Source organism: Pseudomonas sp. A2 (assembly GCF_023100865.1).
GTDB classification, from domain to species: Bacteria; Pseudomonadota; Gammaproteobacteria; order Pseudomonadales; family Pseudomonadaceae; genus Aquipseudomonas; species Aquipseudomonas asiatica.
In genome coordinates, this window is the sequence record NZ_CP039127.1 from 5776234 (window position 1) to 5800208 (window position 23975).

A 23975-nucleotide genomic window follows, 5' to 3' on the forward strand; every position below is an offset into this window, starting at 1 on the left:
GCGACACAAGCCCGCTCCTACAATGGTCCCGCGTACGCCGATCAATGTGGGAGCGGCCTTGCCGGGGCGCCGGACCGGTCGGAAAGGGCTGCAAGGCAGCCCCGGCAATCTCAAACCTTGTCCCAGACCTCGAAATGATACCCAGGCTTGCCTTCCTCAGCCTGCGCCTCGCTCGATACCCGCTTCCACTGCCCCCGATCGAACTCAGGGAACCACGCATCCCCTTCCGGCGACAACTCGACCCGCGTCAGGTACATGCGGCTGACCAGCCCTTTCTCCAGCGCCTGCCCATACAGCTGCGCCCCGCCAATCAGCATAAGCTCATCAACGCCCTGCTCACGCGCCCACTGCTCGGCCCGCACCAGCGCCTCTTCCAGCGAGCCAAACACCTCGGCCCCCGCCAGTTCCAGCCCGGCCTGCCGGCTGACGACGATATTCAACCGCCCGGGCAATGGCCTGCCCAGCGAGTCCCAGGTCTTGCGCCCCATGATGATCGGCTTGCCCAGGGTAGTGGCCTTGAAGTACTTGAAGTCCCCCGGCAGATGCCAGGGCATGGAGTTGTCGATGCCGATCACGCGGTTCTCGGCGTGAGCCGCGATCAGGCTGAGGGGGAGTGATGTATTCATGCCAGCGAGGATAGCACCGGGCGTGTGGGTTATGCTTCTGCCCTGACCTGTGCAATGGAAGACCTTGTGACTGCACCCACTTCACTGGACAAGCGCTGGCTCACCGAAGCGGTACGCCTGCGCGAGGAACATGCCGGCCCCCTGGAGGACCAGGAAGCCAACCGCCGCGCCCGCCAGGCAGGCGGTGACCTGGCGGCCCGCATCGAAACCCGTGCCCTGTTCCTGGCCGAACGCGACGGCATCACCACCGCCCTGCGCCACTGGAAACAGGGCGCACGCCTGGCGCTGCTGGCCTTGCTGGTGCTGGCCGTGCTCAGCGGCGCAGGGTTGGCCCTGGCCGCCTTGAGCGACGGGCAGCGCCCGGTGAATGTGTTCTGGGCCCTCGGCAGCCTGCTCGGGCTGAACCTGCTGATGCTGCTGGGCTGGGCCATCGGCTTTGCCCTGAGCGGCGAGCATGGCGCGGGGCTGGGCCGTTTGTGGCTGTGGCTGAGCGAACGCTTTGCCCGTGACGCCAAGGCCGCGCACCTGGCACCGGCGCTGCTGGTGCTGCTGCAACGTCAGCGCCTGAACCGCTGGCTGCTCGGCCTGCTGGTGCATGGCCTGTGGCTGCTGGCGATGATTACCGCACTGGGCATGCTGCTGGCCTTGCTGGCGACCCGGCGCTATGGCTTTGTCTGGGAGACCACCCTGCTCGCCGCCGACCCGTTCATCCACCTGACCCAGGCCTTGGGCGCGCTGCCCTCGTTGCTGGGCTTCACGGTACCCGACGAGGCCATGATCCGCGCCAGCGGCGACAGCCAGCCGGCCCTGAACCTGGCGCGCCAGGCCTGGGCCAGCTGGCTGCTTGGCGTGGTGCTGGTGTACGGCCTGCTGCCGCGTCTGCTGCTGGCCGGGCTGTGTCTGTGGCGCTGGCTTCAAGGCCGCCAACGCCTGGCGCTGGACCTCAGCCTGCCCGGCTACGCGCAGCTGCGTGAAGCGCTGATGCCGCGCAGCGAACGCATTGGCGTCCAGGATGCCGCGCCCGAGGTCTTGCCGCAGTTTGCCGCTGGCCAGCTGGAAAGCGGCAGCAGCGGTGCCCTGCTGGTCGGCCTGGAGCTGGACGACCAGCATCCCTGGCCACCCGCGCTGCCAAAAAGCGTAACCAGTGCCGGCGTTCTCGATAGCCGCGAATCGCGTAACCGCCTGCTGGAACAGCTCAGCCGTTTCCCGCCAGCACGCCTGGCCATCGCTTGCGACCCGCGCCGCTCTCCCGATCGTGGCAGCCTGGCGTTGCTCGCCGAACTGGCACGCAACGCCGGTGCCACCCGTATATGGCTACTGCAGGCCGTACCGGGCGAGGCCCTGAACGCCCAGCGTCTGGGCGACTGGCACGAAGCCCTCGACCGCCTTGGCCTGGCGCATGCCGATACCTCACCGCTGACCTGGCTGGAGCATGGCCATGACTGAGCCGCTGAAACTGGCCGTGGTCGGCCACACCAACGTCGGCAAGACCTCGCTGCTGCGCACCCTGACCCGTGACGTCGGCTTTGGCGAAGTTTCCCACCGCCCCAGCACCACCCGCCATGTGGAAGGTGCGCGGCTGTCCGTGGACGGCGAACCCTTGCTCGAGTTGTATGACACCCCTGGCCTGGAAGACGCCATTGCCCTGCTCGACTATCTCGAACGCCTGGAGCGCCCGGGCGAGCGCCTGGACGGCCCGGCCCGCCTCGAGCGCTTTCTGCAAGGCAGCGAGGCACGCCAGCGTTTCGAGCAGGAGGCCAAGGTGCTACGCCAGCTGCTGGCCAGCAATGCCGGCTTGTATGTGATCGACGCCCGCGAACCAGTGCTGGCCAAATACCGCGACGAACTGGAAGTGCTGGCCAGCTGCGGCAAGCCGCTGCTACCGGTGCTCAATTTCGTCGCCAGCCACCAGCACCGCGAGCCGCAATGGCGTGAAGCCCTTGCCAGGCTTGGGCTTCACGCGTTGGTGCGGTTCGACAGCGTGGCCCCGCCAGAGGATGGCGAGCGCCGGTTGTACGAAAGCCTGGCCCTGCTGCTGGAAGACGCCCGCCCGGCCCTGCAGCGGCTGATCGACGACCAGCAGGCACAGCGCCTGGCACGCCGCCACAGCGGCAAGCGCCTGATTGCCGAGCTGCTGCTGGACTGCGCCGCCTGCCGGCGCAGCGTCGAGGCCGAGCCGGCTGCCGAAGCCCGGGCCATCGAGGCATTGCGGCAAGAGGTGCGCCAGCGCGAACAGCGCTGTGTCGAGGCACTGCTCAAGCTGTATGCCTTCCGCCGCGAGGACGCCCATGCCAGCGACCTGCCGTTACTGGATGGCCGTTGGGGCGATGACCTGTTCAATCCCGAAACCTTGAAGCTGCTGGGCGTGCGTTTGGGCAGCGGTGTGGCCGCCGGTGCTGCGGCGGGTGCCGGGGTGGACCTGCTGGTCGGCGGCCTGACACTGGGGGCTGCCGCCCTGGCCGGGGCAATTGCCGGCGGCGCGCTGCAGACGGCGCGCAACTATGGGTCGCGGCTGATGGGTAAGCTCAAGGGCAAGCGCGAGCTGACGGTGGACGATACGGTGTTGCGCTTGTTGGCTTTGCGTCAGCAGCAGTTGATGGTGGCGCTGGAAAACCGCGGGCATGCGGCGCAGGACAGCATTCGGCTGGGGGAGCTGGATGAGAAGGCCTGGCGGGAGGGCAAGTTGCCGGAGGCGCTGAGCAAGGCGCGGGCACATCCGCAGTGGTCCACCCTCAACCCTGGGGCGAAGCTGAACCAGGCTGAGCGGCAGGAACAGCTGGAGGCGCTGGTTTCACAGTTTTGATCAAGCAGGTCTGGCCTCTTCGCGGGTAAACCCGCTCCCACAGGTATCTCACATTCGTTGAGATGTGCACTATTCCTGTGGGAGCGGGTTCACCCGCGAATAGGCCCGCACAGGCAGCCCACATCTCAAAGTAATGCCAAAGCCTTCCGCTTCAACCCATCCAGGTCAATCACCGCCACCCCGACCACTTTGGCCCGCTCATCCCACTCCCTCATCCGCAAGCTCACCTCGAACAGCGGATCCCGCTCGAACACATCCGCCTCGTCCTCGCTCATCACGCCCCCCTGATACTCCAAGGTCCGCCGGCTCGCTTCACTCAACCTCTGGTAATACCCAGGCTGGCGCAAAGTCAGGTAGCGCTTGGCCTCCACGTGATACTGCACCAGCCGCGCCATGCGTTCGCCGAAGCCACAGCGGCGTAAATACTCAGCGCCGATGCGCTCATGGCTGACCACGCCATAGCCGCCCATGCTCGCGTCACCGCCGCACAGGTGGCCGATGTCGTGGAAGAACGCCGCCAGCACCACTTCGTCGTCGAAGCCTTCGGCCATGGCCAGTTGCGCGGCCTGGGACATGTGTTCGAGCTGGGTGATCGCTTCGCCGATGTAGTCGTCACTGCCGTGGCGTTCGTACAGCGCGAAGGTACTGTCAATGATCTGGGCTGGGGTTGGCATCACCGTCTTCTCCTGGCTTGATTGGGTGGTGGCTTCTTCGCAGCACAAGGCTGCTCCTACAGGTTGTCGCCGCCCCGTAGGAGCAGCCTTGTGCTGCGAAGAGGCCGGTGCAGGTTACTGCTGAGCCACCTTCTCCGACTTGCCGTCATAGCGCTTGCGCCACTCGGCCAGGATCTGGTCACGGTTCTTCGAGGCCCAGGCAAAGTCGTTCTTGATCAGGCGCTGTTCATAGTCCGCCGGCAGTTCGGTCTGCGGCTTGGCAATACCCGGGGCAGCCAGCACGGCGAAGTTCTCCTTGTACAGCTCCATGGCCGCCGGGCTTGCCGAGAAATCAGCCAGGCGCCTGGCCGCATCCGCTTTTGGCGAACCTTTGATCACCGCAGTCGCCTCGATCTCCCAGCCCAGGCCTTCCTTCGGCAGCACGATGTCCAGCGGCGCGCCCTGGCGCTTGAGCTGCACGGCCGGGTACTCGAACGAGATACCGATCGGGAATTCACCCGCTGCGGCAAGCTTGCACGGCTTGGAACCGGAATGAACGTACTGGCCGATGTTCTGGTGCAGTGCATCCATGTACGCCCAACCCTGTGGCTCGCCAAAGGTCTGCAGCCAGGCACTGACATCCAGGAAGCCGGTGCCGGACGAAGCCGGGTTCGGCATGACGATCTTGCCCTTGTACTCGGGCTTGGTCAGGTCCTGCCAGCTCACCGGCTTGCTCAGGCCCTGTTTCTCGGCCTCGATGGTATTGAAGCAGATGGTCGCGGCCCAAACGTCCATACCGACCCAGGCTGGCGGGTTGGCAGCATCGCGGTAATTGGCGGCAATCTTGCCCAGGTCCTTCGGTGCGTAGGCTTCGAGCATGCCGTTCTGGTCGAGGATAGCCAGGCTGGAAGCAGCCAGGCCCCACACTGCGTCGGCTTGCGGGCGGTCTTTCTCGGCCAGCAGCTTGGCGGTGATGATGCCGGTAGAGTCACGAACCCACTTGATCTCGATGTCCGGGTTGGCCTTCTCGAACGCCTGCTTGTAGCTCTTCAGCTGTTCGGCTTCCAGGGCGGTGTAGACCGTCAGCTGGGTGCCAGCGGCCGAAGCCTGCAGGCTGAACACGGCGGAAACGGCAGCGGCAAGTGCAAGGTGCTTGTACATGGGTAGGTTCCTTACAGGTCAGACGGTCGCGGCGCGTTGGCGCCAGGCTTGGGAGCGGCGCAGCAGGCCGCGTGAGGCTGCGGCCAGCAGCAGTGAAGCGCCGGCACTGGTCAGCAGGATCAGGGTGGACATGGCGGCGGCACCACCGACGTTGCCGGCGTCATCCATGTTCAGCACGGCGACGGCAGCCAGGATGGTGTCGGGGCTGTACAGGAAGATTGCCGCCGACACGGTGGTCATCGCCGAGACGAACAGGTAGCGGATGATGTCCAGCAGCGCCGGCAGGCAGATCGGCACGGTCACCCGCAGGAAGTGCCTGTACAGCGGCGCCTTCAGCGACAGCGCGGCGGCCTCGAACTCGCCGTCGAGCTGGCGCAGGGCGGTGGTCGCGGTCATCTGCGCGGTGGTCAGGTAGTGGGCGATGGTGCACACCACCAGCAGCCCCATGCCGCCGTAGAACACATGCAGCGGGTTGCCGTTCAGGTTGAAGAAGAATACGTAGCCCAGGCCCAGCACCAGGCCCGGCACGGCCATGGGGATGAAGCTGAGCAGGCGCAGCGCCTGGTTGAGCAGGCGTTGGCCCTGGGTCTTCTCCATCAGGTAGGCGCCGGTGAAGATCACGATGCTGCCGATCAGCGCGGTGCCGATGGCCATGGTCACGCTGTTGCGGTAGGCCAGCCAGCCACCACCGGCGGTGTCCTCGAACATGTAGTGACGCAGCGACAACGACAGGTTGTAGGGCCAGAACGTGACCAGCGACGAATACACCGCCATGCCGATCACCAACAGCAATGCCGCGCACACCAGCAGCACGATCGCCAGGAAGCAGGCATCACGGCCGCGCGACGGCTTGGGCTCGAACACCTGGGCACGGCCGCTCATGGCCTCGCCCTGGCGCCGGCGCAGCCAGGCATCGACGGTAAAGCTGAACAGCGCCGGCAACAGCAGCACCATGCCGATCAACGCGCCGCGGCCGAACTGCTGCTGGCCGACCACCGCCTTGTAGGCTTCCAGCGCCAGCACCTGATAGTCGCCGCCGACCACGACCGGTACACCGAAGTCGGTGATGGTCAGAGTGAACACCAGGCAGAACGCTGCGAATACTGCCTGGCGCGTGGCCGGCCAAGTGATGCTGGTGAACGCTCGCCAAGGGCCGGCACCCATGCTGGACGCTGCGTCGAACAGGCGTGCATCGGCCAGCGATAGCGCCGACAGCAGGATCATCAGGGCATGCGGGAAGGTGTAGATGGCCTCGCCTAGCACAATGCCCCAGAAGCCATAGATGTTGTCGCTGAGCAACCCGCGTAGCAGCCCCTGGTTACCGAACAGGTAGACCAGGGCGATGGCCGGCAGCATCGACGGCGCCAGCAGCGGCAGCAGCGAAATCCCCCGCCACAGACCTTTGGCCGGAATCAACGTGCGTTGCAGGGCATAGGCGAACAGGTAGGCCAGCGGCACCACGATGGCTGCCACTGTGAAGGCCACCGACAGGCTGTTGCCCAGCAACCAGTGGAAGTTTTCACTGGCGAACAGCTCGCGGGCCGCCAGCGGGCCACCACCCTGGCCCGCTTCAGCGCTGAAGCCGCGCCAGAAGATCGCCAGCAGCGGCATCAGCACCGCCAGCACCAGAAGGATCAGCAGCAGGCTCTTGCCGCCGACGACGAACAACCGGTCGCCCAGGGCGACGCCAGCGCGCGGCGTGGCCTTGGCCTGGCTCAGCGGCAGGGACATTGGCGCGGCCATCTCAGGCAAACACCTGCAGGCTCTGCGGCGGCAGCGCCACCCAGATGTCCTGCGAGCCCAGCCGCGGCATGGCCTCGGGGGCCAGCTCCGCCAGCAGTGCATGGCCAGGCAGCGCCTTGAGCTCGAAGCTCATGCGGCAGCGGTTACCGAGGAAGGTGATTTCACGGACCATGGCCGGGAACAGGTTTTCTTCGTGCACCGCAGGGTTGACCGTGATCGCCTCCGGGCGGCAGAACAGCCGTCCGCTACTGGGTCGGGCCGAACCTGGTGCCAGACGCATGTTCATGCCACCGACCTGGGCATGGCTGTCACTGCTGCGCTGGAACGGCAACCAGTTGCCCTGGCCGACGAACTCGGCAACGAACGGCGTGGCCGGCTGGTCGTAGATTTCCTGCGGGGTGGCGTATTGCTCGACCTGGCCGTTGTTCATCACCGCAATGCGGTCGGCCATCAGCATGGCCTCCTCCTGGTTGTGGGTGACCATCAGCGTGGTGATACCCAGCTGGCGCTGCAGCTGGCGCAGCTCGGTGCACAAGTGCTCACGCACCCGGGCATCCAGCGCCGACATCGGCTCGTCCAGCAGCAGCAACGACGGCGACGGTGCCAGCGCGCGGGCCAGGGCCACACGCTGCTGCTGGCCACCGGAAAGCTGACCGGGGTATTTCTTCTCGCTGCCGGCCAGGCCCACCAGTTCGAGCATTTCGGTCACTCGCTGGCGGGCCTGTTCACGGCCGCTGCCAGTCAGGCCATAGGCGATGTTGGCTTCGACAGTAAGGTTGGGGAACAGCGCGTAGGACTGGAACAGGATGCCGTAGTCACGGGCCTGGGGTGGCAGCTCGGAGATATCGCGCTCGCCGATGTACAACGTACCGCGGTCCTGGCGCTCCAGGCCGGCGATGCAGCGCAGCAATGTGGTCTTGCCGCAGCCGGAAGGCCCGAGCAGGCACACCAGTTCGCCGGCGGCGATGTCCAGCGAGACATCATTCAGCGCCGTGAAGGCGCCGAAGCGCTTGTGGATGTTGCGCACTTTCATCTGTGCGCCGGGGGTGGTGTGGTTCATGGCAGGGCCTCATCGAAGAGATGGGGGCCATGCTAGGAAGGCTGTGCGAAGGTTCTGTGGCTTTAGGGCAAAAGCCGGTGATAGTGGTATAGGCAGATTTTGTAGTGGTCTTCGCGGGCCTCTTCGCGGGTAAACCCGCTCCCACAGGAATCTCGCCGCATCTGAAGGCTGTGCAGTACCTGTGGGAGCGGGTTTACCCGCGAAGAAGCCAACACGGGTCTAGAACTATGAACCGGCCACTTCCTGCGCCACCCCAAGGAAGGCCGCCGGCAACCGCGCCTGGCGCCGCTCCTTCAGGCAATACAGGTATTCATGCATCACCGGCGCGTTCTCCAGCGCCAGCACCCGCAACTCAGGGTTGTGCGGCACCTCGTGCCGGGCAATCACGCTGATGCCGATATTGCGCAGCACCGCCTCGCGGATCGATTCGCGGCTGCCAATCTCCAGCAACGCCCCGGCCTTCACCCCGGCCTCCTGCATCATCTGCTCGGTCAGCTTGCGTGTGGTCGAGCCCTTCTCGCGCATCAGCAGGCAATGCCCGGCCACCACGTCAATGGACACCGCCTGGCGGTGTGCCAACGGGTGGTTGCGGTGCACCGCCACCACCAACGGGTCGGTCCCCAGCACCCGCCGCACCAGCCGAGCATCTTCCAGCAGTTGCGACGAAGCGGCGATATCCACCCGGTAGTCCTCGAGCATCTCCAGCACCTGCTGCGAGTTGCCGATTTCCACCGCCACCTCCACCTGCGGCAGGCGTTCACGGTAGATCTTCACCAGGTCGAGGATGTAGTAGGGCGCCGTGGCCGCGATGCGCAAGCTGCCCTGGGCCTGGCCGCTGTTGCGCAGCTCGAACTCGATGTCGGCCTCCTGCTGCAGCAGTGCCTTGACCATCGGCAGCAGGCGCACGCCCTCCTCGCTCAGCACCAGGCGCCGCCCGCCGCGGTAGAACAGCTCCACCGCGTACTGGCTCTCCAGGTTGCGAATCTGCGTGGTCACCGTGGGCTGGCTGAGGCCGAGCTTCTTCGCCGCCAGGGTGATGCTGCCCAGGCGGGCCACCATGTAGAAGGCTTTCAGCTCCGAACTCAGCATGCACGTCCTCTATTTGCGCAACAGGCGCAAGCCGTTGAACACCACCAGCAGGCTCACGCCCATGTCGGCGAACACCGCCATCCACATGGTGGCCATGCCGGCAAAGGTGATCGCCAGGAATATCGCCTTGATGCCCAACGCCAGAACGATGTTCTGCATGAGGACCGCCGCACTTTGGCGCGACAGCCTGACGAAGGCCGGGATTTTCCGCAAGTCGTCGTCCATCAGCGCCACATCGGCGGTCTCGATGGCGGTGTCGGTACCGGCCGCCGCCATGGCAAAACCGATCTCGGCACGAGCCAGCGCCGGGGCGTCGTTGATACCGTCACCGACCATGCCCACCCGATGGCCCTGGGCGTACAGGGTTTCGATGCTCTTCAGCTTGTCGGCAGGCAGCAGGTTGCCTTCGGCACGGTCAATACCCACCACGGTGGCGATGGCCTGGGCGGTATGCGGATTGTCACCGGTCAGCATGACAGTCTTGATGCCCAGCTCATGCAGCTCGGCGATGGCCTGGCGACTGCTTTCCTTGACCGTGTCGGCCACCGCGAACAGCGCCAACGGGCCGGAGCGGTCGAGTAGCAGCACCACGGTCTTGCCCTGGCGCTCCAGCGCATCCAGCTGGGCCTCGAGCTCGGGCGAGCACAGCCCCAGCTCCTCGACTAGACGGTGGTTACCCAAGTGGTAAACCTCACCCGCGATGGTACCGCGCACACCGCGCCCGGCCAGGGCGGCGAAGTCATCAACCTCGCTCAAGGCCAGGCCTTGCTCCTTGCCGAACTGGGCAATGGCGCGGGAGACCGGGTGGTCGGAACGCTCGCCCAGGCTGGCGGCCAGGGCTTGCGCGCGGCCTTCGAACAGCGGCTCCAGTATCTTGGCATCGGTTTGCACCGGTTTGCCGTGGGTGATGGTGCCGGTCTTGTCCAGGGCCAGGAAGTCCAGCTGGCGCCCGCCTTCCAGGTACACGCCACCCTTGATCAGGATGCCCTTGCGCGCGGCAGCGGCCAGGCCGCTGACGATGGTCACCGGGGTCGAGATCACCAGGGCACACGGGCAGGCCACCACCAGTAGCACCAAGGCGCGATAGACCCAGTCGAACCAGGCACCGGCCATGAACAGCGGCGGTATCACCGCAACGGCCAGGGCAATGGCAAACACCACTGGGGTGTAGATGCGCGAGAAGCGGTCGACGAAACGCTGGGTAGGCGCCCGCGCGCCTTGCGCTTCCTCGACGGCCTTGATGATCCGCGCCAGGGTCGATTGCCCGGCAGCGGCGGTAACGCGGAACTCCAGCGCCCCTGCCTGGTTGATGGTGCCGGCGAACAACTTGTCGCCCACGGTCTTCTCCACAGGCAGGCTTTCGCCGGTGATCGGCGCCTGATCGACGGTGGATTGCCCGCTGGTCACTTCACCGTCCAGGCCAATGCGTTCGCCGGGGCGCACCCGCACCAGGGCCCCGATGGCCACCTCCCGCACCTCCACTTCCCGCCATTGGCCATCGGCCTGGCGCACGGTGGCCATGTCCGGGGCGAGCTGCATCAGGCCGCCAATGGCGTTGCGCGCGCGGTCCAGCGAGCGGGCTTCGATCAGCTCGGCGACGGTGAACAGCACCATCACCATGGCCGCTTCCGGCCACTGGCCAATCAGCACCGCGCCAGTCACGGCAATGCTCATCAGCGCGTTGATGTTGAGGTTGCGGTTTTTCAGGGCGATCCAGCCCTTCTTGTAGGTACCCAGGCCACAGCCGAGGATCGCTGCCAGCGCCAGCGCCGCCACCACCCACTCCGGGGCCAGCGCGGCAAAGTGCACGATTTCGGCGGCGATCGCGGCAATACCGGACAGCGCCAGCGGCCACCAGCGGGTCTTGGCCACTTGCGGTGCGCTGGCAGTGCCATCGTCTTCGGCGCCAAGCGGCTCGGCTTTCATGCCCAGGCTGTCGATGGCCTGCTCGATTTCAGCAGTGCCACCCAGGGTGTGGCGCACGCCGAGCACACGGTTGATCAGGTTGAACTCCAGCTGCTCGATACCGGCCAGCTTGCCCAGCTTGTCCTGGATCAGGGTCTGCTCGGTAGGGCAGTCCATGGCCTCGATGCGGAAACGGCTGAACTGGGCGTGGCTGCTGGCCTTTTCGCTCAGCTGGACCAAGGCTGGCGTAGCAGCGCTGCCACAGCAGCTGTGGGCGTGGTGATCGTGCTTGTGTTCGTGGCTGACAGGCTGGTTCATGGGGTCATCCTTAATTTGAGCCTGTTGCCAAGTGAACACCCTGTAGCCACTATAGGGTCAAGACACTTGCTGGAGAATTTCGTGATGAAGATCGGAGAACTGGCCAAAGCCACCGACTGCGCCGTGGAAACCATCCGCTACTACGAGCGTGAACAGCTGCTGCCGGAGCCGGCGCGCAGCGACGGCAACTACCGGCTGTACACCCAGGCCCACGTCGAGCGGCTGACGTTCATCCGCAACTGCCGCACCCTGGACATGACCCTGGATGAAATCCGCAGCCTGCTACGCCTGCGCGACAGCCCCGATGATTCGTGCGGCAGCGTCAATGCGCTGATCGACGAGCATATCGAGCATGTGCAGGCACGGATCGATGGTCTGGTGGCGTTGCAGGAACAGCTGGTGGAGCTGCGGCGGCGCTGCAATGCACAAGGGGCGGAGTGTGCGATCTTGCAGCAACTGGAGACGAACGGGGCGGTATCGGTGCCGGAAACCGAGCATTCGCATGTAGGGCGAAGCCACGGGCATTAAGCCAAAAGCTTCGCGGGTAAACCCGCACAGGTACTGCACAGGCCTGAGCTTCGTGCGGTCCCTGTGGGAGCGGGTTTACCCGCGAAGAGGCCGGTACAGGCAATAGAGATCTGTCACACCGCCATCGGCGCCGTCATCGGCGCATGGTGCTCATACCCTTCCAGCCAGAAATCGCTAGGCTCGATCTTCTCCAGCCACTCCGGCTCGTACTTCCCTGTGTCGGCAAACGCTGGCACGCGGTCGCTGATCACCAGCTTCGGCGCCTCCAGCGGCTCACGCTTGAGCTGCTCGTTGAGCATGTCCAGGTGGTTCTCATACACATGGGCATCGCCGATGAAGTAGGTGAACCAGCGCGGGGTGTAGCCGGTCAGGCGGCCGAACAGCGACAGCAGCGCCGCGCCTTCGGTGAGGTTGAACGGCGTACCCAAAAAATTCTTCCGACACCATACATGCACATTTCACCGTAGATTCTGGCTTTCACGCCGCAAGTGCTTGTGTGCAAAACAAATATCGCACAGTACGACACGAATAGCAAGGCATATATGCAGCAATCACATGCGGCTCAAGCCCAATGTTTACGTGGCCTAGCGGCCAACCAGCGTTCGTCGGGTCAACCACGTCCACATCCCCTCCCTCTCGCTATACTTCCTACTAAATGGCACAGTGCCTCCATGGCATTTATTGCCGTGAATTGCCTCTCTATCGCGAGCGCAGGAGCTCACCGGAGAGCTGATTCTTGGCTGCCAAATCCTCGAGTCCTGTCGCCTCCGGCGATGGGGAAAGCAAAGGCTGCGGCCCCTTTGGAAAGATCGTGTTATGGATGGCGTAATCTTCAAGCAAACCGGTCAGTACGCAGTGTGCTGTGTTGAAAACTTTTCTGATGAGCTAAAGACCACGATACGAGACAACCTAACGCGTATCTGCCATGGCGCCGATCTCGCCAGCCGCAGCTCGATCATGTTCAAGTATGCAGCCACCCTCAAATCATTCTGGGATCGCTATTCGACTAAAGATGATAAGACGCGCATTGGTATGCTTGGAGAACTCCTGGCACACGTGATCATTCTTAAAAAGCTTGATAGCTTCGATGTCATTTCCCCGTTCTTCAACATGGAAGAAAAACACATCAGGAAAGGCTTTGACCTCGTCCTGTACGAATCCGCTTCGAATGAAGTGTGGATCACCGAGGTGAAGTCGGGCGGAGCAGGCACAAGAACCTCTTGCGCAGCTACTAGTGCCTTGCTGGCCAAGGCTCGAGATGACTTAAAGGGTCGACTTGCCGAGGCCGAAACGAACCATTGGCACAACGCGATCAATGCCGCCCAGAAATCAATCAGTGAAAGTAAAGGCTACAAAGAATCAGTTCTTGAGATTCTAGGTCTAGAGGGTGACAACGCCTACCTGAACACTGCTGTTGCCTCAGACAACAATGTCGTTCTGGTATCTGCGCTATTCAACGATGCGACGCGAAAAGTAGAAGAGAAGACAGTCGAACATTTCACAAACAAGCTGATAGCCAACCCGATATTCAAAACCGTTCTGGTGCTATCGCTACAGAAAGGAACGCTTCAGAAACTAGAAGATTTCCTCCGCACAGAGGCAGGATGCTAAATGCAAGAGATCACCATTAAGGAACTAGCAAAAACCCGTTTCAAAGACATCTACATGAACCTTCTGCGCGGTCACGAAATGTCCGACGGGGAAACTGTAAAGCTGCTCGCTATTGCTGTATTACTACTTAATCACAGCGCGGCAGAGATTAAGCGTCTAGGTTATCGAATCACCCTATTTTATGGAAACCTTACTGGCCGATACGAGCCTCTTTACGACGTAGCCGTGAACAGCGGCCTTCTTCCAGTTTCTGCCGCTATCGGAAAGTCGTTTGAACAAGATGAACGGCTGAGTAACTCTTTTATCCAGAATATCGTGAGCAGCTATGTAGATACCTTCCGCGACCAAGGAATGGTGCTTACAGAGCAGCAGGATATTTTGAGAACTTTCGTACAAGCCGAGTATGAGAATTCATCAGTTGTAGTAGCTCCGACCTCCTACGGCAAATCAGAGCTGATCATCAAGTCCGTTAGAGACAATCCTGAAAAACGTGTACTCATTCTTGTACCGTCAAAAGCCTTACTAGCTCAGACAAAAAAGCGGTTGATTTATGCTGACATCAACGACATGGGCAAAGTCATCACGCATCCCGAGATGTATTCTCCTGAACGAAATAGCCGCGTTTTTGTGCTGACTCAAGAACGACTGAATCGCATGCTTAACGAGCATAGTTATTTAAAGTTCGACATGGTGTTCGTGGACGAGGCACACAACCTCCTCCAAGGCGATAGCCGAAACGAACTATTGGCCACAATGCTATGTATCTTGGGTGCTCGTAACCCCGACGCTTCCTTCAAGTTTCTAACCCCGTTTCTTTGCAACGAGCTTAATGTCCGTGTTCGCTACTTGAACATGACACCGAAGGGATTCAGGATTGATGAGTATATTAAATCCGAGCGCTTCCTTGTCAGAGACTTCAGAACGGGAAAAAATGATGGAAAGCTTAAGCTCTATGACCACTTCCTTAACCACTGGATTGACCTAGATCGCAAGCACAATAATTGTTTTGATCTTATAAAAAGTGAATCACTAGCCAAGAACATTATATATGGGAACACCAAAAAACGGATTGAGCAATTTGCGCTTGAGCTAGCCGAAAGCTTGCCAAACATTGAATGCCCACTGATTCAAACAGCTTGCGACGAACTCGAAGAAACGTTCGACAAGCGCTATCGACTCATCGCCTGCCTACGAAAGGGTGTGATGTATCATCACGGTTCAATCCCAGACACCATCCGCCTTTATCTTGAAAATTTGTTCAACCAGTCCAAGGCAATGAAATACCTGGTATGCAACTCAACGTTGCTTGAAGGTGTAAACTTACCAATCGAACGACTGTTTATATTTGACTATTCCAAAGGAAAAGGAAATCTGACCTCATCACAGTTCAAAAATTTGATTGGACGGGTAAACAGATTCAGTGAGGTATTTGACCCCAAGGCGGGTTCTGCACTGCAAAAGCTTGAGTCCAGCATTTACCTTTTGGGTGTTGATGAGTACACCCACAAGAGAGCGAATCTCAAGACCTTCTACGAAAATTCCGTAAACGTCTCGCAGGAAGACGAAGACACGGTCAACAATGTTCTCCTCGAAGCATCAGACATAAGTGATGACAAGGCCGCCCTACGCCACAAGGACGCGGTATCTAGACTTGAAAATCTTCAGCCAGGCGTTGTCACTGGCGAAGAATGCAAATATGTAAAGACAGAGGTTGGCCGTTTAATGATCGCCAACAGCGTCAGCGAAATCGACGTATTTGCTTCAGAAGAAGAAGTGGACGAAGCCATTAGCCTATCACTCGAGGCGAATGGGCCAATCAATACCGCAGACCGGCTCTTAACCGACATCAAGACTTGTTTCATCGAAAAGTTTCATGCAGGAACAAAAAATAGCGACATGCTGCGCCTAAAAAATCAGGCAGCCTTGGACTTTTACGCAATGTTCCTGGATTGGAAACTAAAAAAGCGCACTACAAAACAAATTATCAGGCATACGTTAAAGTACTGGGAAGATCTCCCCCAAACGAAAGGCACCGACTATGTATACGTGTCAAGCTGGGGCGACACCAAGTACAGAAATAGCCATAGCGCTCACTATGTAAGAATTTCACGGAAGAACGACGTAGAACGAGTCAATCTCGCAATTGTAAGGCTTAAAGACGAAGATGACTTTTTTGATAATAAGATCTTCAGGTTCCTTGAAATCCTTAACGGGGTGGGAGCCGTCGAGCCTAGCTTCTACAAGCGAGTCAAATACGGCACCGATGATGAATCAAAAATCAAATTGATTCGCGAAGGCTACAGTCGCGGATTATCCGAACTGTTGCTTGATCGATACCCTCGGTATGTGCGCATGAATGCGAATGGTGAGATTGAGGTCAGCTCCCATGTAATCGCACTGATGAGAAAGAACGAAGAAAGTGACCTGCTGATTTTCGAGGCCCAGATGAACCTTAAGCCTGTGCCAGCGCAATCGTCGTAGCCCCACAGAGAGCTGAAGGATGATGCCCGCTCGCCTGGTTGATATCGGGAGGGCGGGCAGGACTCGGAGGCGGCCAGCAGAACACCTATCAGTCAGCCTGGAGGGTATAGACCGCCTTCCGCTTTCCATACACCGCGATTTTCATAACCTCATTACCAGCGCTTGCAGCCTCTGCAACCTTGATGAGCTTGACCATGCTGTTGACCGTGCTCGTCTTAGACTGGTACTTGAACCGTTCGATTTCGGCCACGGAGCAGGCACGGTAGGCCGTTCGGATCACCCCGGATCTCTCTAGAAGGTCGATCTTTTCGGGCGAAATCCATGAGATCAGCTCAGTGATTTTGCTGATTTTCTCGTGCAGGTGGGCCACTGCTTGGTGCTCATCATTGACGTTGAAGCGCTTCCAAGCGGGTTCGTGGTGGAACACTCGATTTCGGAACTTCCTTACCAGCGCAACCTGATCTTTGCACCCGGCCAGCATGGCGCTCGCCTGACTCGTTGGCCACTGGCCCTTGAAAACCCGCCCAAGATTCTTCGGCCAGATAAGGTTGTTGCCCATATATTCGTTGTCCAGAACGAATTCCCACGTGGAGAATTCCGTTTTGGATACGACCTCTTGGTGGTCTGGCTGCCCACTGACCTGCCGGTTTTTGCGCTCGTACCAGGCGGTGTTGAAGGCCGACCCGAAATTTTTAGTCAGTTTCGCGACCGCATCGGGCACCTGGCCTCCGGGAGTAAAGCTCTTGTACTTAAGCGTCTTTGCCTTCCACCAAAATTTCCCAAGATCAGCCGTCAGGGCGGTGTCAATCGAGTTCCGCAACGTGACCTCCGCCGCGCTGAGTAGGGGGTAGAGAACGCCACATACGTGCGAGTTCCACAGGTAGGCCCCCACTAGCTCAGCGTCATTGCTGGTCGAAAATACCTTGCTGTAGCTGGCGATTCGGTGAGAGCTGATGAGGTGGTCGATCAGCTGGGGTCTATACTGGATGGTATGCGGCATGCTCGGCTTCCTACTGGCCAGGTGCCTGTATAAAGGGGGTTGACATCAGTGTCAACCGCTCGTAGGATTGAAAAACGGTTGGCATTGAGCTCCAATGAGCGAAAGCTTACGACTCCTTGCAAAGACCACGAAACACCCGCCCCGGCCTTGAGCCGGGGTTTTCGTTTCTGGAATATAAATACTCATTTCGCCCCCTCGTACACGTCGCCTCCCCCGTTATCATCCCGCCTCCAAACCGCCATTCCTGCACCTGAGAAGCGCCCTAAGTCGTTCACGTATTCCTTGCTAGTCAGCCGTTAGGCTACCATCGAGCTGCCACCATCTAGCCATCACTTTGGTAACGCTCGTTTAGGCCTTCAGGCTCAGAACTGGATGATCAGAGGGAACTCATGCCGAATATTTGGCTCAAGCTGTCGGACGTTCTCGGAGCCTGGTTCGTCTCCGCGCTTGTCCTGCTCATTGCTCCGATCCTGTTCTTTCCCTTCACTGTGATTGGCTGGCTGGCATTCGGATTTGCTTCGCCGGCAGCCGTCTACTCCTTCACCTACGACAAAGATCATATGGCCGTCGTAGGCGTGCTCCTGATGCTGCTACTGGCTTGGAAGGAGGGCTTCAAGGCATCGCTGAGCGACGCAGCTGCGTTGGCAAAATACGAATACGAGACGGATAACCCAGGATGGCTCGAGCGCTACTACCTTCGCCGAAACCGAGACCTAGTCGAGGCCTACTGGCGGGTCTACAACTTCGAGGTGGCAGAGGACTCGCTGGAGGAGTACCTGAAGAAATACATGCCTGAGGTTTATCGGCACCACACCCAGGAGCTGTCATTCCTGCCCGATTGGCCGATCTTTCAGCATGTCAGTGGGCACGTTCGAAGCGGTCACATCCGAAACACCCGCAATGGCCCCGTGGCGGTGAGATCGCATCACGTCTCCGGCCATACCAGAAATAGGCGCCGATGAGCCGTAGGCGGCAGAAATGTCAATCATGGCCTTCGTCACTACCCCTCAATGAAAATCATATTTGAGAACTAGAAGAAGGACTTTCGATGTCTTCCAATAAATTCATCCTAGAGCGATCACTGCTCCGCCGTGCCGATATCCTTCTGACCGGTGATAAGAGCCTCACCAGTCTGGGGATCCGAGCCGCCACCGCAAGCAGATACTCTCATGCTGCCCTTTACATCGGAGGAACCACAATCGAAGCCACTCTCGATGGTGTTTTTTCCAAAAGTCCACAGCGCCTGATCTTTGACAGAGCAACTGATATTCTTGTACTACGCGCCAAACGGCCAATTTCCGAAGAAGAGGTAAATGCTATATGCGACTATGCACAATCGAAGGTTGGAAGTCTTTACTCGGTCAATGAGGCAATCACGGTAAGAGCGAGATCGCTACTGCGGCACAAGGAAAGTGAACGACAGTTCTGCTCTCGCTTGGTAGCAAAGTCCTTTGAACACGCAAACTTCGATCTCATCAATCTCAGAAACCCCGCTTTCTGCACTCCGAGACAACTCTCGCTGTGCAAAGCCTTTGAGCCCGTTCTAGGGGTGGTTAGGCCTGCTAGCGAAGCAGAGGTTACCTTCGCGATGACGGAGGATCCAAACCAGACGCATCAGCGGCAAACCTTTGACTGGCTAGGCAAGGTCAGACATCTAGTAAGTGAGAATGAGGAGTTAGCTAAAAAATGGGATATCCAAACACTTAATGATGTCAACAGCTTCCTGCTTGCTCACCCAGAGTATGACCAACAAATATCTGAATTCATGCAGAGCAGCGGATATCTTGAATTCTATAAAATAGAATCAATAACCAACCCGCATCGATACAGCAGTAAACTCCTCATACATCAACTTAGGCAAATCGAAGATCCTGGCGACTACATTGACGATGAGCTTGAAAAGGAGCCAGGGCTTTTCCGAAGATTTGGAACAATGCAATATCAGCTTTCGCAGCTATACAAAGAAAAAAATCTAAATTTTTTCTGGCTACAGATAAGACTCTACAACAATATGCTTAAGGAAATTCTTATCCGAGTATCGGTAGTTCGGGACACTTACCTTAGCCTCAGAATGCCGGAAGAGGCCCAAAATCTGAATTCAACCATTGAGGCCGTTGCATCTGTGGTTCGCCAAGGGCAAGAGTTGCTGGATGGACATCGCCCAATCTGAATAAGACCACAGGGGTTGCGCTGATAGGGAGGCTACGAAAGCAGACGCTTTCCTGCGCCACCTATCAGCTTGTAGCCTCTACACGAATGCCGACGGGGTGACGCCGCCCTTCCAAGAACCTGGACTCGCCAAAAGGAGTGGCAGCCCATTTATCCTCAGCGCTTAACTTTAGCAAGTGTATCTACGACTTTTTCTAAGAGCTCAAGTTCACCCTTTTCCAGCTTTCTTGCTTCAAGAATCTCAGTTGACTGATCTTTTTCAAGCGCAGAAACCTTCGAAAAATAGGAATCTCTCTTGATAAGCTCCATAGGATTAATTTGTGGTTCAGACTCAGCCGACAGCAAGAGTAGCGCGCTTACCTCCTCACGTCTACGGGCAATAGATTCGTAATAGCGAAACTCATCCATAGCTGACCGATATTGACGAAGAAAGAAAAAGGCAACAAACTCGATGAAAAACAAAATCCCAAACTTTGGCGCCAACAAAAGTAGTAGATTTCCGACCTCATTCGGAACGTCAATTTTAGCCGTCTGACTATAGAAAAATACTAACCCTGAGAATGCCACCAACACACCGAGCAGCAAGTATACCCCTGAGCGCCCGTAGATCCCCTTCGCCAAACTCCGCGATCTCTCAGCGTGGATGAATAGAAGCTCCCTGCCACTCGAGTTCTCAAATCCCTTTTCGGCGGTAGTTCCCGCCGCACCGGAAGCTTTTGAGGTCGCAAAATAGTCGCCTCCAACATTCACTACCGAATGATTAGTTGAAGATCTATCCTTAAGAAGATATTCCAGGGGCAAGCTTGCAAATATCTGCCTGAAAAATATCGGAAATACAATTAGAAGGATAGAAACAATCACATCCCAGTAGTATTCACCCAAAAGATAATCAATAGCACGATAATCAGGCGGCAAAAAAATAACTAATCGCAATATTAACGCAAATGGAACTATGAACCACATCAGCAACTCGGCCGAGCTAGGCAACAAGCGCTTTATTTTCTTACCCTCAACCGTGAGATCCATGCATGTCAGCCCAAAAATTAAAATCATGTTAACGCCGCAGTAGGCGAGTTTTCAGCAGCACCCCTATGCCACCACAGACATTGAAGCTGCCTCTCGGATTGCCGCCCTAGAGGCCGAACGACGCGAGCTGGAGCTTTACAAAGAATTGTCCACGTGAGAAAAGGCATGAAAGATGGCCAGCTCGAAGCACAGATCGTAATCTTTTTAGCACCAGCGGGGAATGCTGGAGCACTACCGGAACCTCGCGATGGCTTAGGGCATATACTGCAGAAGAATACGTTTCACAGAAAACCGCCTATTTGGCGGTTTTTTGCTTTCTGGGCTTTGCCACGTTTACCCACGTTTCTTGATCAGATCCAGCAGCAGGTGACCTTCTGGCATGGGGGACATCGTGCGGAGGAGTACGACGTTCTTCTGAACCGTTTTCTTGATTTCAGCTGCCGGCACTGGCTTTTCTAGACGTTTGAAGCCTTGCAGCTCTTGGTAGTGGCACTCGTCTTCGAAACCGTGGTGGCTACGCTTTTTAGTCACGCCTGTGCCTTTTCCGTACGCCACGATCCCCTTGCCGTTCTCATACAAGAAGACGATGTCCCCTTGATTGATTCGATCGATGTTGAGCTTCCAAGGCGCGTAAAACGCAGCCGCACAGCCCTCGCTCAGCATGCGCTCGTGATCCTCGACACTATGGCGCTTGTTGGTATTCAGGATGTAAAAATTTGAAGCAGGTTGGGAATCGATTTCCGCTGCTGCCTCCACCTCGTCGTCGAGCTTCATAGCAACTTTGGCAATCTCAACTCCTTTTTCAAGAAGCTTGAGCATGGTCTCCTGTCGGCTCATATCAAGGTGGTCAGCCAGCCCTTCGATGAAGGAATAGAGCTCTTTGGGCATCCGAATAGACGCGGAAGCTAGGTCGCTCTTGGTCTTAGCAACGTTCTCGATCAAGGAAATGATGTCGGTCATGGGGGGCCCCTTTTCAGATGGCGAAAAGCATCCCACGGAATAGACTTAGAAGCAACGAATGCTTTTTAAAAAAAGCACCTAGAGAATCACGTGCTCAGTTGCAGCATCCCGGATGAGCCCTTTAGGGCGAGATGGATAGGACGAAATCGGCGATCTGCCGGCCGTAGCGGTACATCAGGTATGCAGTAGCTACGACCGCCGTAGGGAAGATCCCGTAGACGACCAATGGGCTTACCAGGCTGTCGCCTCCGATGAGCACCGTCAGGACGAATAGGCTTACTATCAACAAAGGAATGAAGGTTGCGGCTAAGACCGTAAGCGTCACGGCAGCCCAAAATATCAGTCCAAATATCATCCTGATCACGCTTCCGCTCCATCGAGGCAGTGATACCTACTCGCCAAACGAGGCGACCCAAGAACGGCATTTAATCGCGGCCTGTAGCCCCTTCGGGGAACGCGACGCTTTTTGCGTCCGCTGCCATGGGACAGGCCCACCTTCACCCATATTCTTAAGATTCGATCCTCTGCAGGGCTCATCAGGAAGCTTATCTTCGAAGCACCCAATGTAACCCCATAGCGGAGCCTATCATGAGCAAGAACGTTGTCTTCACACCAGGTCGCCAGATGTACCATTTCACTCAGCTTCGTCAGGAGGTCGGCGACCTGCAGGTCATTGGCCTGATGGCTCAACGACTGATCAACACCACTCAGCTATCCATACCGATGGCTGTTCGCACCGCGACTGACCAGTTCGAGATGCTTGATCAGCTTCAGCAAGGCAGCCCCGTTTTTTCGCAAATGCGGGCGGATGCCGGATTTGGCCGCTTAGCCATAGACACCGCCCAAACCCCTGCGGTGATTCAGCGCATCGAAAACAAGGATGAGTGACATGAGCGAGAAACACGTTGCCCCAACCGACCCCGCACTCTACGACCCTGCGACCTCAATCGACGCCCTTGACCCGATGGAGCCGTTCGATAAATCAGACTTTGCTGACTACATCTACGCCAGATTCCAGGCGTCTGAGAAGATTTATGAGCCACTCAAAGATTTACTGGCAAGCTACAAGATTGAGCCTGATCAGATTTTGGGCTCGGAACTCACGACGACCGAAAACTCAGACCAACTCTTACAATTTGAACGAGCAAAGCTTTTGGTTTTAGCGCGCTCAATGTCTGCGAAAAACAAAAAGTGGCGATCGATTGTCAGTCGTTCCAAACCCACAATGAGCGCTGTATTCGGCTCTAGCGCCCCTGGCAGCTTGACTCACAAAGAGAAGCTCGCATTATCTCGCCACTACATTACGTTACTTAAAAATGGTATTCCAGCCGCACAACTTGACTCAGCCAAACCATTATTGGAGAACATAACCGGCGATGTGTTTGATGGCGGGACTTTCGAAAAGCTCGGATCCCTGATGTCGACGTACACCACTAACTATATTACTGCCCGTCAGCGCGAGCTTTTAGCAAAATCGAATAAAATCAATGGCCGAATGGATGGCACAAATGGCTATAAACACTGGCCATCGGACATACCCCCTGATTTTGGCTTAGCGGATGCAATTGAGCGCGCCAAAGATGGCTTCTTACTGATGTTAGAGCAGTCTCAACCAGACGCTGAAAAGGACATGGCTCGGATTCGGCTGCTAAAAGACTTCTTCCTTGACTCCGAAAGCTCGTTTTGGGAGGAAACACACAAACTCAACTTGGATATTTTAAATCACCTCCCTCCAGAGCTACTCAGGCTTAATTTACAAATGTCCTGGGATCAGATTGGCGAGCGAGTAACCCAAGCATTTGATAAAAATTCAAATCATTTGCCGGATGACCTGCTGGCAGAGGCAGAGTGTTTGATTTGGCTTTATGGCTTGAAGCACTGCCCCATCACCATTGAGAAAGCTGACGAAGAAAGAGATATATATTTTGAAGGAAATAGAACACCCCAGTACTTGGCCATATCGGCAGTAATTTTGAACCATTTGCGCCTTGCGCATAAAAATATAAAAATAAGTATCCCCGGGGAAACCTATGTAAAAGTACCCGTGTACAAAGCGTTCCAGAGCGCACTGATGGACGCGGGAGTAGATTTAACTTTGGGCGTAGAAGCCAATAAGGTACAGCTAACCAGCGCCTACCGCGATATGGACACAAAAGCGATGGCATACCTAGCATCATTATTCTCCATCGCAACAAATGCCGTCGATGGAAAATCAAATTATATACGCCCGGATTATTTCCTTGGACAAGCCGAAGTCAAGGCAAGACGTACCGCGCTCCTAGCCGAGCTGCCTAAAATGCTCAAACCTTATAGCTGCAAGACTGCGTTCATGCACATCTGTACCTTCATATGCATAATGCGAGATTGTACACTTATTGCCCTTCGCTAAACTGGCCATCGAGCAGCAAAATAAACCGTACTGACATCGATGGCGACAGTCGACCTTAAACCATCACAGTAGGATCTATACAATTGTTTCCGCTCAGGACAGTTCAACGAGAAAGGCTCTGAGCATTTGCTCAAGTGAAACTTGGTTAATCATCTACCGCTGGCTGCTTCACCAGCCAGCGTTCTGCTCCGTTGTAGTCATCACCGCCTACTGCGATATAGATTTGCCCCGTTTCATCGACTGCGTATACTCCTGGTCGTTCGCATTGAGGATCTCGAACCTCATCTTTCCAAGCGTATACCTCTCCTTCCCAGATCATCACGATCCCGCCCCGGTACTCTTCATTCTTTGCACGCCATCGGGCAGCAGTTACGCGCAGTGCATTCCAAAAAGCCTTCATAGATCGATTTACCCTTTGTTAGCTCTAAATGTCAGGCACCCAGCAGCGGAAAA

General features: G+C 57.6%; 20 protein-coding genes and 1 pseudogene. 9 read left to right on the forward strand and 12 right to left on the reverse strand.

All coding sequences use genetic code 11. The features are described 5' to 3' along the window. Positions 1 to 110: 110 nt before the first annotated feature. On the reverse strand, positions 111 to 626 hold the full coding sequence (locus E5221_RS26645) for a dihydrofolate reductase (protein ID WP_039612552.1): 516 nt from the start codon (positions 624 to 626) through the stop codon (positions 111 to 113). A 54-nt stretch (positions 627 to 680) separates the two neighbouring features. Here E5221_RS26645 and E5221_RS26650 point away from each other — a divergent pair, with 54 nt between their 5' ends. Next, on the forward strand, positions 681 to 2072 hold the full coding sequence (locus E5221_RS26650; RefSeq protein WP_247846684.1) for a DUF2868 domain-containing protein: 1392 nt from the start codon (positions 681 to 683) through the stop codon (positions 2070 to 2072). Then, on the forward strand, positions 2065 to 3429 hold the full coding sequence (locus E5221_RS26655) for a GTPase/DUF3482 domain-containing protein (RefSeq protein WP_061550299.1): 1365 nt from the start codon (positions 2065 to 2067) through the stop codon (positions 3427 to 3429). Before E5221_RS26650 ends, E5221_RS26655 begins: the two co-directional genes overlap by 8 nt. A gap of 125 nt (positions 3430 to 3554) precedes the next feature. Here the strand turns inward: E5221_RS26655 and E5221_RS26660 are convergent, their stop codons facing one another. The 6 genes from E5221_RS26660 to E5221_RS26685 form a co-directional block, all read right to left on the reverse strand. Next, on the reverse strand, positions 3555 to 4103 hold the full coding sequence (locus tag E5221_RS26660; protein ID WP_024087867.1) for a phosphonate degradation HD-domain oxygenase: 549 nt from the start codon (positions 4101 to 4103) through the stop codon (positions 3555 to 3557). A 114-nt stretch (positions 4104 to 4217) separates the two neighbouring features. Then, positions 4218 to 5243 (reverse strand): putative 2-aminoethylphosphonate ABC transporter substrate-binding protein, encoded by a 1026-nt coding sequence (locus E5221_RS26665; protein WP_015272178.1) that lies wholly within the window; start codon positions 5241 to 5243, stop codon positions 4218 to 4220. A gap of 18 nt (positions 5244 to 5261) precedes the next feature. Beyond that, positions 5262 to 6986, reverse strand: a complete 1725-nt coding sequence (locus tag E5221_RS26670) for a putative 2-aminoethylphosphonate ABC transporter permease subunit (RefSeq protein ID WP_182328834.1) — start codon at positions 6984 to 6986, stop codon at positions 5262 to 5264. Between the two features lies 1 nt (position 6987). Continuing rightward, entirely contained in the window at positions 6988 to 8046 is a 1059-nt protein-coding gene (locus E5221_RS26675) for a putative 2-aminoethylphosphonate ABC transporter ATP-binding protein (RefSeq protein ID WP_182328833.1), read from the reverse strand. 225 nt (positions 8047 to 8271) lie between these two features. After that, a complete protein-coding gene (locus E5221_RS26680; RefSeq protein ID WP_013974661.1) occupies positions 8272 to 9135 on the reverse strand; it encodes a LysR family transcriptional regulator in 864 nt (287 codons plus the stop codon). A 9-nt stretch (positions 9136 to 9144) separates the two neighbouring features. Next, the gene (locus tag E5221_RS26685; protein ID WP_247846685.1) at positions 9145 to 11358 is read right to left on the reverse strand and encodes a heavy metal translocating P-type ATPase; all 2214 of its coding nucleotides are present in this window, start codon (positions 11356 to 11358) and stop codon (positions 9145 to 9147) included. An 84-nt stretch (positions 11359 to 11442) separates the two neighbouring features. On the opposite strand from E5221_RS26685, the gene cadR reads away from it, so the two are divergent. Further along, positions 11443 to 11886, forward strand: coding sequence for a cadmium resistance transcriptional regulator CadR (gene cadR / locus E5221_RS26690; RefSeq protein WP_015272183.1), 444 nt, complete (start codon positions 11443 to 11445; stop codon positions 11884 to 11886). A 113-nt stretch (positions 11887 to 11999) separates the two neighbouring features. On the opposite strand, the pseudogene E5221_RS26695 reads toward cadR, so the two are convergent. Next, a pseudogene (locus E5221_RS26695) lies at positions 12000 to 12314 on the reverse strand (thymidylate synthase); the annotation flags it as partial. Positions 12315 to 12702: 388 nt separating this feature from the next. On the opposite strand from E5221_RS26695, the gene E5221_RS26700 reads away from it, so the two are divergent. Continuing rightward, positions 12703 to 13497: a Hachiman antiphage defense system protein HamA gene (locus E5221_RS26700; protein ID WP_047596034.1), complete on the forward strand. Its 795-nt coding sequence runs from the start codon at positions 12703 to 12705 to the stop codon at positions 13495 to 13497. After that, positions 13498 to 15978, forward strand: a complete 2481-nt coding sequence (locus tag E5221_RS26705; RefSeq protein ID WP_047596033.1) for a DEAD/DEAH box helicase — start codon at positions 13498 to 13500, stop codon at positions 15976 to 15978. An 88-nt stretch (positions 15979 to 16066) separates the two neighbouring features. Here the strand turns inward: E5221_RS26705 and E5221_RS26710 are convergent, their stop codons facing one another. Continuing rightward, positions 16067 to 16978: a CAAX protease gene (locus tag E5221_RS26710; protein WP_047596032.1), complete on the reverse strand. Its 912-nt coding sequence runs from the start codon at positions 16976 to 16978 to the stop codon at positions 16067 to 16069. Between the two features lie 389 nt (positions 16979 to 17367). On the opposite strand from E5221_RS26710, the gene E5221_RS26715 reads away from it, so the two are divergent. Both E5221_RS26715 and E5221_RS26720 read left to right on the forward strand, forming a co-directional pair. After that, positions 17368 to 17940, forward strand: a complete 573-nt coding sequence (locus E5221_RS26715; protein WP_170033481.1) for a hypothetical protein — start codon at positions 17368 to 17370, stop codon at positions 17938 to 17940. 86 nt (positions 17941 to 18026) lie between these two features. Further along, the gene (locus tag E5221_RS26720; protein WP_170033483.1) at positions 18027 to 19148 is read left to right on the forward strand and encodes a YiiX/YebB-like N1pC/P60 family cysteine hydrolase; all 1122 of its coding nucleotides are present in this window, start codon (positions 18027 to 18029) and stop codon (positions 19146 to 19148) included. Positions 19149 to 19303: 155 nt separating this feature from the next. Here E5221_RS26720 and E5221_RS26725 read toward each other — a convergent pair whose 3' ends face one another. Further along, positions 19304 to 20173, reverse strand: coding sequence for a hypothetical protein (locus E5221_RS26725; RefSeq protein ID WP_170033485.1), 870 nt, complete (start codon positions 20171 to 20173; stop codon positions 19304 to 19306). Positions 20174 to 20506: 333 nt separating this feature from the next. Continuing rightward, positions 20507 to 21133 (reverse strand): hypothetical protein, encoded by a 627-nt coding sequence (locus E5221_RS26730; protein ID WP_021783621.1) that lies wholly within the window; start codon positions 21131 to 21133, stop codon positions 20507 to 20509. A gap of 588 nt (positions 21134 to 21721) precedes the next feature. On the opposite strand from E5221_RS26730, the gene E5221_RS26735 reads away from it, so the two are divergent. Together E5221_RS26735 and E5221_RS26740 are read left to right on the forward strand one after the other, a co-directional pair. Beyond that, positions 21722 to 22021 (forward strand): hypothetical protein, encoded by a 300-nt coding sequence (locus E5221_RS26735; protein ID WP_021783619.1) that lies wholly within the window; start codon positions 21722 to 21724, stop codon positions 22019 to 22021. Between the two features lies 1 nt (position 22022). Then, on the forward strand, positions 22023 to 23522 hold the full coding sequence (locus E5221_RS26740; protein WP_021783618.1) for a hypothetical protein: 1500 nt from the start codon (positions 22023 to 22025) through the stop codon (positions 23520 to 23522). Between the two features lie 145 nt (positions 23523 to 23667). Here E5221_RS26740 and E5221_RS26745 read toward each other — a convergent pair whose 3' ends face one another. After that, positions 23668 to 23922: an antirestriction protein ArdR gene (locus E5221_RS26745; protein WP_080671125.1), complete on the reverse strand. Its 255-nt coding sequence runs from the start codon at positions 23920 to 23922 to the stop codon at positions 23668 to 23670. Positions 23923 to 23975 lie beyond the last annotated feature (53 nt).

Bases quoted from the DNA above. Each gene is read 5' to 3' on its own strand.
- E5221_RS26675 (WP_182328833.1), bottom strand. From the start codon at position 8,046: ATGAACCACACCACCCCCGGCGCACAGATGAAAGTGCGCAACATCCAC.
- E5221_RS26700 (WP_047596034.1), top strand. From the start codon at position 12,703: ATGGATGGCGTAATCTTCAAGCAAACCGGTCAGTACGCAGTGTGCTGT.
- E5221_RS26660 (WP_024087867.1), bottom strand. From the start codon at position 4,103: ATGCCAACCCCAGCCCAGATCATTGACAGTACCTTCGCGCTGTACGAA.
- E5221_RS26645 (WP_039612552.1), bottom strand. From the start codon at position 626: ATGAATACATCACTCCCCCTCAGCCTGATCGCGGCTCACGCCGAGAAC.
- cadR (WP_015272183.1), top strand. From the start codon at position 11,443: ATGAAGATCGGAGAACTGGCCAAAGCCACCGACTGCGCCGTGGAAACC.
- E5221_RS26745 (WP_080671125.1), bottom strand. From the start codon at position 23,922: ATGAAGGCTTTTTGGAATGCACTGCGCGTAACTGCTGCCCGATGGCGT.
- E5221_RS26730 (WP_021783621.1), bottom strand. From the start codon at position 21,133: ATGACCGACATCATTTCCTTGATCGAGAACGTTGCTAAGACCAAGAGC.
- E5221_RS26720 (WP_170033483.1), top strand. From the start codon at position 18,027: ATGTCTTCCAATAAATTCATCCTAGAGCGATCACTGCTCCGCCGTGCC.
- E5221_RS26705 (WP_047596033.1), top strand. From the start codon at position 13,498: ATGCAAGAGATCACCATTAAGGAACTAGCAAAAACCCGTTTCAAAGAC.
- E5221_RS26680 (WP_013974661.1), bottom strand. From the start codon at position 9,135: ATGCTGAGTTCGGAGCTGAAAGCCTTCTACATGGTGGCCCGCCTGGGC.
- E5221_RS26725 (WP_170033485.1), bottom strand. From the start codon at position 20,173: ATGGATCTCACGGTTGAGGGTAAGAAAATAAAGCGCTTGTTGCCTAGC.
- E5221_RS26665 (WP_015272178.1), bottom strand. From the start codon at position 5,243: ATGTACAAGCACCTTGCACTTGCCGCTGCCGTTTCCGCCGTGTTCAGC.
- E5221_RS26735 (WP_021783619.1), top strand. From the start codon at position 21,722: ATGAGCAAGAACGTTGTCTTCACACCAGGTCGCCAGATGTACCATTTC.
- E5221_RS26740 (WP_021783618.1), top strand. From the start codon at position 22,023: ATGAGCGAGAAACACGTTGCCCCAACCGACCCCGCACTCTACGACCCT.
- E5221_RS26650 (WP_247846684.1), top strand. From the start codon at position 681: ATGGAAGACCTTGTGACTGCACCCACTTCACTGGACAAGCGCTGGCTC.
- E5221_RS26710 (WP_047596032.1), bottom strand. From the start codon at position 16,978: ATGCCGCATACCATCCAGTATAGACCCCAGCTGATCGACCACCTCATC.
- E5221_RS26685 (WP_247846685.1), bottom strand. From the start codon at position 11,358: ATGAACCAGCCTGTCAGCCACGAACACAAGCACGATCACCACGCCCAC.
- E5221_RS26655 (WP_061550299.1), top strand. From the start codon at position 2,065: ATGACTGAGCCGCTGAAACTGGCCGTGGTCGGCCACACCAACGTCGGC.
- E5221_RS26670 (WP_182328834.1), bottom strand. From the start codon at position 6,986: ATGGCCGCGCCAATGTCCCTGCCGCTGAGCCAGGCCAAGGCCACGCCG.
- E5221_RS26715 (WP_170033481.1), top strand. From the start codon at position 17,368: ATGCCGAATATTTGGCTCAAGCTGTCGGACGTTCTCGGAGCCTGGTTC.